General features: G+C 64.4%; 9 protein-coding genes. 1 reads left to right on the top strand and 8 read right to left on the bottom strand.

Features of this window, described 5'->3' with window-relative positions:
- Nucleotides 1–6: 6 nt before the first annotated feature.
- The 3 genes from LMH93_RS12445 to LMH93_RS12435 form a co-directional block, all read right to left on the bottom strand.
- Nucleotides 7–309, bottom strand: coding sequence for an urease subunit gamma (locus tag LMH93_RS12445; RefSeq protein ID WP_003253929.1), 303 nt, complete (start codon nt 307–309; stop codon nt 7–9).
- 9 nt (nt 310–318) lie between these two features.
- A complete protein-coding gene (locus LMH93_RS12440) occupies nt 319–1,152 on the bottom strand; it encodes an urease accessory protein UreD (protein WP_003253930.1) in 834 nt (277 codons plus the stop codon).
- A gap of 277 nt (nt 1,153–1,429) precedes the next feature.
- Nucleotides 1,430–2,344: a site-specific integrase gene (locus tag LMH93_RS12435; protein WP_004576552.1), complete on the bottom strand. Its 915-nt coding sequence runs from the start codon at nt 2,342–2,344 to the stop codon at nt 1,430–1,432.
- A gap of 215 nt (nt 2,345–2,559) precedes the next feature.
- On the opposite strand from LMH93_RS12435, the gene LMH93_RS12430 reads away from it, so the two are divergent.
- Nucleotides 2,560–3,741 (top strand): NnrS family protein, encoded by a 1,182-nt coding sequence (locus tag LMH93_RS12430; protein WP_185279350.1) that lies wholly within the window; start codon nt 2,560–2,562, stop codon nt 3,739–3,741.
- A 99-nt stretch (nt 3,742–3,840) separates the two neighbouring features.
- Here the strand turns inward: LMH93_RS12430 and LMH93_RS12425 are convergent, their stop codons facing one another.
- The 5 genes from LMH93_RS12425 to LMH93_RS12405 form a co-directional block, all read right to left on the bottom strand.
- A complete protein-coding gene (locus LMH93_RS12425; protein ID WP_185279351.1) occupies nt 3,841–6,102 on the bottom strand; it encodes an ATP-dependent DNA helicase in 2,262 nt (753 codons plus the stop codon).
- Nucleotides 6,099–7,748: a VRR-NUC domain-containing protein gene (locus LMH93_RS12420; RefSeq protein ID WP_012052578.1), complete on the bottom strand. Its 1,650-nt coding sequence runs from the start codon at nt 7,746–7,748 to the stop codon at nt 6,099–6,101. The genes LMH93_RS12425 and LMH93_RS12420 overlap by 4 nt, the downstream gene beginning before the upstream one ends.
- 125 nt (nt 7,749–7,873) lie before the next feature.
- On the bottom strand, nt 7,874–9,181 hold the full coding sequence (locus LMH93_RS12415; protein WP_060538483.1) for an MFS transporter: 1,308 nt from the start codon (nt 9,179–9,181) through the stop codon (nt 7,874–7,876).
- Nucleotides 9,182–9,280: 99 nt separating this feature from the next.
- Nucleotides 9,281–10,498: a fumarylacetoacetate hydrolase family protein gene (locus LMH93_RS12410; RefSeq protein WP_185279352.1), complete on the bottom strand. Its 1,218-nt coding sequence runs from the start codon at nt 10,496–10,498 to the stop codon at nt 9,281–9,283.
- Nucleotides 10,499–10,518: 20 nt separating this feature from the next.
- Complete coding sequence (locus tag LMH93_RS12405; RefSeq protein WP_003253937.1) at nt 10,519–11,577, bottom strand: Ldh family oxidoreductase; 1,059 nt, start codon at nt 11,575–11,577, stop codon at nt 10,519–10,521.
- Nucleotides 11,578–11,597: the final 20 nt, after the last annotated feature.

Genomic DNA, 11,597 nt, shown 5'->3' with positions numbered 1-11,597 from the left:
GCGGTTTCAGACGATGGGGTCATGCACGGTCACCAACTTGGTGCCATCCGGGAAGGTCGCTTCGACCTGCACGTCGTGAAGCATCTCAGCGATACCGGGCATCACTTGCTCACGGGTCAGCACTTCACGCCCCAGGCTCATAAGTTCGGCGACTGTGCGGCCATCGCGGGCGCCTTCGAGCACCGCGGCACTGATCAGCGCCACGGCCTCCGGGTAGTTGAGCTTCAGGCCACGGGCCAGACGCCGCTCCGCCAGCAGCGCGGCAGTGAACAGCAGCAGTTTGTCTTTCTCTCTCGGGGTAAGCTCCATGGCGCTCTCTCAGGTAGCCCAGATACGCGGCGGACAGGCTGGCAGGCCGAGGATGGCCGGGCGCAGCACATGCCACAGGCGTTGCAGGGTGCGTTGCAGGTGTTGGTTGTCATGGTCGAGCACGCGGATCACCAGCAACGACCCGAGCAGGGTCGCACCGGCCGGGTTGCCCAGTTCATCGAGTAGCGGGCGCACCTGCTCCAGTACTGCCTGATCGGCAGGTGCGGCACAAAAGGTGGCGAGTAGCGGATGCCCACCCAGCTTGCCCAGGTGCCCGCCTGCGAGCCGCAGGCGCTCATGCAGGCCAACCTCGTCAGGCAGTTCGATGTGCAAAAGGCTGTCGAGGGCGCCGTGGTCGAAACGCTCGTTCATGACCGGACGGCCCAGGCACAGGGTTTCCCAGGCCAGCAGGCGGGCGCCCGGCTCGAGGGTAAAACGGCTGGCGAGGCTGGCGCGGGCGCCGGAGAAGAAGATGCTGTCCTGCGGCAGCCACTCCAGGGTGCTGCCCGTGGCCATGTGGAAGCGTTGGGTCAACCGCGCGGTCGGGCCAATGCTGCGGTAGAACTTGCTGGCGCCGGGCATGGTCAGCAGCGCGTGGCTACCCGGCTCCAGGTGAATGTCCAGTTCCAGGCGGTCGCCGGCGACGATACCGCCCGGCGGGTGCAGGACATAGACATGGCACGGCGCACCTTCAGGATAGAAAGGCCGCTGCACCAAAAGAGGTCCGAAATGCTTCCACGCACCAAGGCGGGTCACGCCGTCACGCTGCACAAAGCGCAACTGCAGGTGAGCACTCCAGCCTGCATCGTCTTGCTGTTGTTCGATCTGCTCCGCGAGCGACATCCTGCGGCCCCTGAAATCCGTGGCCTGCTGGCCGTTTAGAGGGTCCGGCGCGGGCGCCTGCTAGCGCGCACGGCCTGACCACTCGATCAAATTCGCAGGCTGGATATAGCAGGTTGCGGGCCAACTTCGCAGGTGAACGATGATGAAACCTGTGCGGTGCCCGCTCTGGCATCGGGCATGCGGGGGAATGGCGCACAAAGCAGGGGCGTGTGTCGGCCCTGTTTCGGTGCCGGCATACGTGAAAAGGGGGCTGCTTTGAGCCCCACAATATCAAGCCTCAGTAATCGAAGCGGTCCACGGCACGCCGACGCTCGTTGTCATCACGCCGGTCATAGATGGCCGTAGTCTGGATATTGGCATGGTGCGCCAGCTTCTGCGCAATCGACAGGTCGTGCTCTTCGATCACCCGGGTAATGAATGCCCGGCGAAAATCGTGCGGCATGATCTTCACCCCCACCTGCGCGCCGCGCTGGCGGGCAATGTAGTAGATCGCATGCTTGGTAATGCGCGCCCGGGTAATGTGGTTGCCGCGACGGATGCGGTTGAACAGGAACGGGTCATCTTCCGCCCCGGCAGGCAGGTCCTGGCGGCGCAGTTCAAGCCAGGCCTGCAGCTTCTCGAACGCCCACGGCGGTGCGTACTTGACCAGCTGGTGGTTGCCCTTGCCCACTACCTGCAGGCTGCGCGCCTCGAAGTCGACCTGGTCGAGGTCGATGTCGACCGACTCCGACTTGCGCATGCCGGTGCCGTACAGCAAGGCAATGATCGCCGCATCACGTACCCCCTGTGGCCGCGGGTCGGCGGCGCACACATCCATCAGCTCGCGGATCAGGCTGCGGCGCAAGTTGCGCCCTGGCGGCAGGCGGCTGCCCGTGGCGGGCTTGACCTCGCGAATACGCAACAGCTGCTCGTGGTCGATCAGGCCCTGACGCCAGGCCTCGTTCATCACCCCGCGAATCGCGTTGACGTACAGCGACGAGCTGTTGGGCGCGTAGCCATCGGCACGCAGGGCAGCCACCAGTGCAATCACATGGCCCGGCTCGAGCCGATGCCAAGGCACATCGACAATGTTGCAGTCGACAAAACCTAGCCGGTCGGCGGCGTCCTGAAGAATGTAGCGCATGGTTTGCTGGCTGGATGGGGCCAGACGGGCCATGTACTGCAGCAGCGGATTTTTCGAGAGGTCGGACAAAACGTGAATCCTGTAGCGAAGCGTCAGCCGGCACTGAACCAGGCAAACCCTGAAGCAAGTCAAAACGACATACAAGCCAGTCTGAATGACCGCAACACGCGCGTGTCATTCGGACCCTGAGAAGTGCCATCACCTTGATATTCAAGGGCTTTGCAACTGGCACGGATCGTGATCTTACCCCAATTGAAGCCTACTGAACGAACCAAGGACTGCCCATGCTCTTGCAACCCACTGCTTCACGCCCACGCCAAGCCGTCTGGAGCCTGGGTTTTCGCCCGTTCTTCCTGGGTGGCAGTTTGTTTGCGCTGATCGCCCTGCTGTTGTGGGCCGGCGTACTGGCTGGGGCACTGGCCCCTGCACCGCCCGGGGGTATGCTCGCCTGGCACCGCCACGAGATGCTTTACGGCTTCGCCGCCGCCATTATCGCGGGTTTTCTGCTGACCGCCGTGCAGAACTGGAGCGGCATCCCAGGCTTGAGCGGGCGGGCGCTGCAGGGTGTGTTCCTGCTTTGGCTGCTGGGGCGGGTAAGCTGGTTTATGCCACTACCGGGTAGCTTGCTGGTACTGGTCGAGGGCAGCTTCCTGCCATTGGTGGCATTGAGCCTGGCACGACCGGTCCTGCAACGGCGCCTGCGCAACAACTACCCGATCGTCGTACTGGTGCTGTTGATTGCCGCCTGCCAGTGGCTGACCTTGGCCGGCTGGTTGCACCAGGACGAACTGTGGCAGCGTCGTGGAATATTTGCCGGGCTGTGGCTGGTGACGGCGATGATGACCGTACTCGGCGGCCGGGTCATACCATTCTTTACCCGCCGTGGCCTGGGTTACCTTGACGCGGCCCCTGCCCGCCCATGGCTGGACCGAGCCTGCCTGTTGCTCGGCGTCGCAGTACCGCTGGCGTTTGCCACCGGCCTGGCCGATACGCCGCAAGCAAGCCTGGCGGTGGTGTTTTTTGCCTTGTTCGCGCTGCATGCGACCCGACTGGTGCTGTGGCACGACCGTGGCCTGTGGCGCGTACCGTTGCTGTGGTCGCTACACCTGGCCTACGCCTGGCTCGCCCTGGCCTGCCTGGGCATGGCGTTGTGGCATAGCGGGGTGGCCCTGAGCCCGAGCCTGGTGACCCACGCGCTGACCGTTGGCGCCATGACCGGGCTGATCCTGGCCATGATGGCGCGGGTCAGCCTGGGCCACACCGGCAGGCGATTGCAGGTGCCGACCAGCATTGCCTGGGCCTTTGCCCTGATGCAACTGGCGACCTTGGCCCGGGTGATTCTGCCGCTGTTCACATCGCTGGGGGTAAGCGTTTCGGCACTGTGCTGGAGCCTGGCGCTGTTGCTGTTCCTGCGCCATTACCTGCCCATCCTGCTGCGGCCCCGGGCAGACGGAATGCCCGGTTGACGTGCTTGGGCCGCCGTGCGGCGGTGTGCCATGAGGGGAACTTGGTGGGTGGTTTGCTCACCCTCCTGATTGCGTCTGATCGCCCAAGGCGAAAGACCGCTAGACAATAGCCGCCGCCCACCACCCTGGAAACATCTGCTGCACCCGGGGCTCGGCGAAGCGTTCGTCAATCAGCACCAGTACGCCACGGTCCTGATCACCCCGAATAACCCGGCCCGCCGCCTGGATCACCTTGCGCACGCCCGGGTAGAGGTACGCGTAATCGAAACCCGCGCCAAATTGCCGCCCCAGGCGCTGTTTGAACTGCTCGTTGACCGGGTTGACCTGAGGCAGCCCCAGGGTAGCGATAAACGCACCAATCAGCCGCGTGCCGGGCAAATCCACCCCTTCGCCGAAAGCGCCGCCCAATACGGCAAAGCCCACACCTCGGCCATCGGCGACAAAGCGATCGAGAAATGCCTGGCGAGCTGCCTCGTCCATGCCCGGCTCCTGTGACCACAGCGGAATCTGCCCATGCTGCTCGGCCAACAGCCCTGCCACCTGTTGCAGGTATTCGAAGCTGCTGAAGAACGCCAGGTAGTTACCCGGCATGCGCTCATACTGCCGGGCAATCAGGTCAACGATCGGCGCCAGGGAGGCTTGGCGCTGCTGGTAACGGGTGGACACCTGGCTGGCAATGCGCACCTCCAGCTGTTCGGCACGGAACGGCGCGGCCACGTCCAGCCAGGCGGTATCGGCTGGCATGCCCAGCAGGTCGCTGTAGAAGTGCCGTGGGCTCAACGTGGCGGAAAACAGCGTCACACTGCGCGCCGCCTGCATGCGCGGTGCCAGCAGCCGCGCCGGGGTGACATTGCGCAGGCACAGCGTGGCCAGCCGCCGCTTGCGCGGGCCCTGGCGTTGGCTGATGTCGAACAGAAAGTGCTCGTCGAACAGCTCGGCAACCCGGCAGAACTGCAAGGCCTGATAGTAGAACTGCAACACCTGGGGGTCGATGTGCGTGGGGGCCTGGTTCATCTGCTCCTGAATCACCCCGACGCACTGCTGCAGGGCGCGCAGCAGGCCTTCAGGCAGCGACTCACTGGCCTGGTACGGCGCACGCTGCTCTTTATACAGCGCGTTCCACTGCCTGTTCAGGCGGTCCAGCGCACTGACCAGCCCAGGCGGTTTGCTCTGGCGCAACGCCAGCAGCTGGCCCTGGTCAAGGCTGGCGCTATACATGCCGCGCCCCCGCTCGACCAGGTTATGCGCTTCGTCCACCAGTACTGCCACTCGCCACTGGTTGAGCTGGGTCAGGCCGAACAGCAAAGCATGCGCATCGAAGTAGTAGTTGTAGTCGGCGACCAGCACGTCGGCCCAACGCGCCATCTCCTGGCCCAGGTAGTACGGGCACACCTGGTGCGCCAAAGCCACTTCACGCAGGTTGGCGCGGTCGAGCAACGGCAGTGCTGCTGCAGCCTCGCGCGCAGCCGGCAAACGGTCGTAGAAACCTGCGGCCAATGGGCAGGACTCACCATGACAGGCCTTGTCCGGGTACTCACAGGCTTTGTCGCGGGCGATCAACTCCAATGTGCGCAGGGCAGGTTGCGCCGTGGCATCGGTGATCTGGCGCAGGGCATCCAGGGCGAGTGCCCGGCCTGGTGTCTTGGCGGTGAGAAAAAACAGCTTGTCCAGCTGCTGCGGCACCATGGCCTTCAGCAGCGGGAACAAGGTACCAAGGGTTTTGCCAATGCCGGTGCTGGCCTGGGCCATCAGGCAACGGCCGGTGCTCACCGCCTTGTACAAGGTTTCAGCCAACTGCCGCTGGCCCTTTCGGAACTGTGGGTAGGGGAAACTCAGCGCCAGCAGGCCTTGGTCACGGTCGGCCAGGCGTCGTTGCTGCGATCGGGCCCAGCCCAGAAAGCGCTGGCACTGGGTTTCGAAGAAGGCCTGCAGCTCGGCAGCCGAACAGTGCTCCGTGAACAGCGTCTGGCTGTCGCTGTCCACGTCGAGGTACACCAGCGCCACCTCGATGGCGGGCAGTTGTCGTGCCTGGCACATCAACCAGCCATAGACCTTGGCCTGCGCCCAGTGCAACTGACGGTGATTGGCCGGTTGACGCGCCAGATCGCCACGGTGCGTCTTGATCTCTTCCAGGCGATTGCTGCCAGGGTCATAGCCATCGGCGCGGCCCCGCACCCTGAGGGTTTCGAACTGGCCTTCAAGGGCGATTTCCGACTCGTAGCCAGCAGCCCGCCGTGCCACCACCCGCTGATGCCCTTCGATACCCTCCTGGGCGGTGGGCGATGGCGTGAAGCGCAGGTCCAGGTCGCCGACCTTGGCGCTGAACTCACACAAGGCGCGCACCGCTACGCTGTAGCTCAAGGCGTTTCGCTCCAGCGCACGTGGCACACCGCGACCGGCAGGCCGTGCTGCCTGCAGAACTCCAGCCAGCGCAGCTGATTGTCCTGCAGGCGGTCACCGGGCCCCTTGACCTCGACCATGCGATAACGGCCCTGCTCGGGCCAGAACTGAATCAGGTCGGGCATGCCGGTACGGTTGTTGCGAATGTCCTGCAACAGGCGCAGGAAACATTGCTTGAGCGCCGCGGCCGGCAGGCAAGCCAAGGCCTGCTCCAGCAGTTCCTCGCTGAGCATGGACCAGAACACGAACGGCGACTGCAGCCCCTGTTTGGCCACGTAGCAGTCGAGAATCGCCTGGCGATGGCTACCCTCGTCGAGCCTCCCGAGGCAGCGTTCGAACAGTGCACTGCGCCGTTGCTGGAAGTCGCTGTCGTGCAGGTCCTGTGGCGCGGCCTGGAACGGGTTGAAGAATGCGCCGGGCACCGGGGCGAAGATGGCCTCCCAGCACAACAGGCCAAACAGGCTGTTGAACAGCGTGTTTTCCACGTAATGCGCCTGCCCCCCCTCTTGCATCAGGTGCTGACGCACGGCTTCTTCAACGCCCAGTGCAGCGTCCCCGCGGGGCAGTTCGAGCTCGATCAGTTCCAGCGGCGTGGTGCGCTGGCGCCGCTGTGGCGGGCCGCCGAGTTTGCGCGCCAGGCGTGGCAGCATGCGCTGCAGCGCCTGCACCTCCAGCGCGTTGGCAGGTGCCGCAGCCAGTTGCACCGCCAGTGCATGGGCCTGGTGCCACTGTTCGGTGCGCTCCAGCACCCTCACCTGGCGAATGCGCGCCTGGGGATGGTTGCATTGCGCATACACCGTCGTGGCCAAGTCCCATTCACCCAGGCGTTCGCATTGTTGGCCCACGGCGAATTGCAGCCGCGCATGGCGCCGGGCCAGCCAGGGGTTGCTGCTGTGCAGGCCCTGCAGGGTGGCAAGGATCGGCAGGGGGTCGCCGCCCTGCTCCAGGCGCTCGGCGCACTGGTGCAGCGCCATGGCCAGGTCGACATCGTCACGTTGCTGCAAGGCACGCGAATCGGAGCTGAACGGCACCTGCTCGTAACGCAGCAAGCCCAGGTCGGCAAGGACGAAGTCTGACCAGTCCTGGTACAGGTTGCCGAAGAACAGCAGGCGCATGCGGTCGCACAGAGGTTGCAGGCACCACTGGAGGATGCGCACCTCGCTGTCAGGAAACCACTCGACCAGTGACCGGGCTGCCAGCGCCAGGGGTTGCAGCTGTGCCAACAACTCATGCTTGGCCGCGCGCGGGCGGTTCAGTTGCCGGGCGAAGCAGCGGGCCAGTTCTTCCTTGCGCAGCAACGCGAACAGCTGTTCAAGGTCCAGTTGCTCGGGCTCCCGTACCCAGCCGAGGGCCAGCAACGGCTGCAGCGCCAGCGCAGTATCGCCGATTTCGGCGTAGTCGAGCCGATCGCTGCGAAACAACTCGCCTTTGCGCATCACCATGCGCACCATCAAGGCCTGGGCTGGCGCTTGCAGTTGACTGAAGGCACGGATGAAGGCCAGTTCCTGGTCATCGAGCAGGTCCTGGTAGCGCTGTTCGACCCACAGCACGACCTGGCGGAAGTTATGCAGGTAGTAGAACGGGTCGTCGACGGAATGGGCGATCACGGGCGGAAGTCAGATGGCGGCAACAGGCACTGTTTATACATACAGATACCCCTCCATGACAAGCGCCGCGGGTCGCGTCACAATCAACCAAGGGTTCAGGGGCTGCACTGCAGCCCCCGTAGCGTTCACGCCTGTTCAGTTGCGCCAGCCATCCCGCCCGCCTCGACCCTGGCACTGCCAATGGGCGCCTGAAGCAGCAGGAAGTACGCCACCGCCGAGCACAGCGCCACCACCGCGCTGATCATGAACGCTGTGGTGAACGAGCCCGAGTACTGGATGCTGAAGCCCGTCGCGATCGGTGCCACCGAGCCTGCGATGTAACCGCCGAAGTTCTGGATCGAGCCGAACGAGGCCACGCGCTGGCTGTCGACAATGGTGTTGACGATCATCCAGGCGGTGGCACTGGCCATATTGATGCTGAACAGCGCCAGGCAAAGCAGCATGATGCACCCCGTCAGGCCGGTGACGAACGACAGTGGCAAGGTGAACAGCGCTGCCAGCACCAGGCCAGTGATGACACTGAACTTGCGGCTGCCCAGCACGCTCATGCCACGCCTTACCAGCCAGTCACAGAAGCGCCCGGCAACGATGGTACCCGCCGCACCGAAGCCATACGCCAGCGACACCACCCAGGCGGTCTTGTACAGGTCCAGGCCATGCTCGCGCTCGAAGTAGCCCGGCAGCCAGGTCAAGTGCAGCCAGAGCATGTAGATCACCCCCATGAAACCCAACACCGCGCCCCAGGTACTGCGGTGCTTGAACAGATCAAGCCAGCCGGCAAAGTACGAAGCCTTCGGCGCGGTTGCCGTGGCGGCCGCAGCCTGGCGCTCACTCGGCAGCGGTTTGCCCTCGGCGGCAAGCTCTGCCAGAAAACGGGCCTTGCTCTTGTAGAAGGTCAGCCAGCACAGCGCCAGCACCACGCCGATCACGCCGGTGATGATGAACATGCCGCGCCAGCCAAAGTTGACCATGAACAGCGTCAGCAACGGCGGCGCCAGGCAGGGGCCAAGACAGGTCGACGACCAGACCACACCGGTCGGGGTGCCGCGCTCGTTGGCGTCGAACCACTCCGACAATGCTTTGGCCGCCGATGGGAACATCGGCGCCTCGCCAATCCCCAGCAACACCCGCAGGCCCATGAAACCGGCAAAACTGTTGACCATGCCAAACGCCGCCTGGGCAACCGACCAGCCCAGCAACGAGGCGCCGAGGGCGATCTTGCTGCCCAGGCGGTCGATGATCATGCCCATTGGCAACTGGGCAAAGGCATAGGCAATGGAAAACGCCGACAACAGGATGCCCATCTGCGACGGGCTGATCATCATGTCTTTCTGGATGGAGGTGTTGGCGATCGACAGCGCACTACGGTCCAGGTAGTTGACGATGCCGATCAGCAGCAGGAACACGACGGTAATGCGCTGGTACTTCTTCATTGGGTTCATGTGATGACCTTTATTATTATTGTTGCCGCGCTGTCAGCGCCTTGACGATCCCTCGATGATGCTGCGCCCCTCCCTGACGCAGCGAGCCGTTCAAAGCGGGCGGGCGGTGGCCGCAACCTCCAGCAGGCCACGCCGGCCGAGGTTGTCGATCAACGCGCGCAGGCCGAAGTCCCACTGCGGTGCCAGATCGCTGGTGGTCACGCGGTTGCACAGGGTACCCAGTTGCGGGTTGCTGATGCTCACCACGTCACCCGGTTTGTGGGTAAAGCCGTTACCCGGCTGATCGCGGTCCTGCTTGGGGGCGAACAGGGTACCGAGGAACAGCACCAGGCCGTCAGGATACTGGTGGTTTTCGTTGAGGGTTTGCTGCACCAGGTCTTGCGGGTCACGGCTGATCTGGCGCATGGAACTGCGCCCGGAGAGGATAAAGCCGTCCTCGCCTTCCACCCGCAGGTCCACCTCGGCAGCACGCACATCGTCCAGGCCGAAGCTCTCGTCAAACAACCGCAGCAGCGGGCCCAGTGCAGTGGAGGCGTTGTTGTCCTTGGCCTTGGACAGCAGCAACGCGCTACGCCCTTCGAAGTCACGCAGGTTGACGTCGTTGCCGAGCATGGCGCCCTTGATGCTGCCATTGCTCGACACGGCCAGCACCACTTCCGGTTCTGGGTTGTTCCAGCTGGACTTGGGGTGGATGCCGATGTCGGCGCCGTGGCCAACCGCGGACAGCGGTTGGGCCTTGGTGAACACTTCGGCATCCGGGCCTATACCCACCTCCAGGTACTGCGACCACAGGCCCTGCTCTACCAGCACCTTGCGCAGCGCTTCGGCCTGAGCCGAGCCGGGCACGATCTGCGACAGGTCGGCGCCGATGCGGCTGGCCAGGGTGTCACGGATGGCGTCGGCCTTGGCCGGGTCGCCCTTGGCTTGTTCTTCTACCACACGCTCCAGCAGGCTGGTGGCGAAGGTCACACCAGCGGCCTTCACCGCTTGCAGGTCGATCGGCGCCAGCAGCCACGGCTGGTGCGGGGTGCGCCGTGCGGGATCGCTGTTGCCCAGCAATGCCGGCAGCGCAATCAAGGGTTCGGCCAGCGGCAAGGCACGCAGGTAGGCCACCGGATCGTCCACTTCCAGCAGCGCCGAGACGGTCGCCACGTGGGTGCTGATGTCGTAGACAGCGCCGGCTTTCACCAGCACCACCGCCGGCCCCTGCTCCGGCAACCAGGCGCGCCCTACCCAGCTGCCGCTGTCGAAAACGCTGGCATCATGGTTCAGTGGCAGCGGTTGATTGGCGTTCGTTCGATCAGTCATCTGTGTTCCCTTGCTGTGCATCATTGGAAAAGTCCCGGCAGCTGCAACTGCCCAGCCACACGCTCAAGGTCGGCTATCAACTGCGGCGAAAGGCTCACGCCCTGCTCCACGGCCTGGCGACGCAGGGCAAGGCCTGCTTGCCCGGGCAGACGTACCGGGCGTTCGGGGTCGAGCGGGCGGCTTGCCAGAACCAATCCCCCCAGGAAGCTGGTTTCGTCGAGGAACGCCTCCAGGCCGCCGAACATGCGCGGGTCAATCACCAGCGCAGTCGCCGAGGCACCCCACTGGTCCGGTGCATCCTTGCGCCCATGGCCGGCCAGCCCCGAGGTGAGGGCTTCGACCAGCAGCGCAAGGGCAAACCCTTTATGGCCAAAGGCCTGGCCGCCGAGCGGCAGGATGCTGCCTTGCGGGCGGGTAAAGAAATCGCCCGGGTCATCGCTGAGCTGCCCCTCATTGCTCACCAGCACCGGGTGCGGCAGACGTCGGCCGGCATCGCGGCATTGGCCGACCAGGCCGAGGGTGACGGTGGACATGCTGACGTCCAGCAGGATCGGCTCACCCTGGGTCGGGATACCGGCAGCAATCGGGTTGGGGGTGTACACCGGGTCGATGCCACCATGAGCACAGACCAACCCCACCGACGGATCCGACGAGTAGACGATGGCCAGCAACCCTTGGTCGGTGTATGGCTTGAGGTAGGCGGCCAGGCAGCCGATATGGGCAGCGCGGCGTACTACCGCAATACCGATGCCCTGCTTGGTCGCGCCCGCGGCCGCGCAATCCAGTGCCCGGCTGACGCAATAGGGCCCCAACACGTAGTGGCCGTCGAACAGGCTGGAAACACCACTGTCGGCGACCTGCTCCAGTGCCTGCGCGCGGGCCTTGACCTGCCCGCTGAGCACGCCGTCGATGTAGCGGCTGACCAGGTTGAGGCCATGGGTACGGTGGCCGAGCAGTTCGCCTTCGAGCAGCACCCGGGTCACCACCTGGGCGACCTCCACGTCGGCTCCGGCTTTCATGAACAGTTGCTCGACAAACGTGGTAAGCGTTTGCACGTTGTACCGTGTGGTTTGAATCATTGCAGTTGCCTCGCAAATGG

It is taken from the genome of Pseudomonas sp. CIP-10, from assembly GCF_020911845.1.
Lineage (GTDB): Bacteria > Pseudomonadota > Gammaproteobacteria > Pseudomonadales > Pseudomonadaceae > Aquipseudomonas > Aquipseudomonas alloputida.
This window is presented reverse-complemented; position numbering and strand designations above follow the sequence as displayed.

Excerpts from the sequence above, each read along its gene's own strand:
- LMH93_RS12445 (WP_003253929.1), bottom strand. The coding sequence starts at position 309 with ATGGAGCTTACCCCGAGAGAGAAAGACAAACTGCTGCTGTTCACTGCC.
- LMH93_RS12440 (WP_003253930.1), bottom strand. The coding sequence starts at position 1,152 with ATGTCGCTCGCGGAGCAGATCGAACAACAGCAAGACGATGCAGGCTGG.
- LMH93_RS12430 (WP_185279350.1), top strand. The coding sequence starts at position 2,560 with ATGCTCTTGCAACCCACTGCTTCACGCCCACGCCAAGCCGTCTGGAGC.
- LMH93_RS12415 (WP_060538483.1), bottom strand. The coding sequence starts at position 9,181 with ATGAAGAAGTACCAGCGCATTACCGTCGTGTTCCTGCTGCTGATCGGC.
- LMH93_RS12410 (WP_185279352.1), bottom strand. The coding sequence starts at position 10,498 with ATGACTGATCGAACGAACGCCAATCAACCGCTGCCACTGAACCATGAT.
- LMH93_RS12405 (WP_003253937.1), bottom strand. The coding sequence starts at position 11,577 with ATGATTCAAACCACACGGTACAACGTGCAAACGCTTACCACGTTTGTC.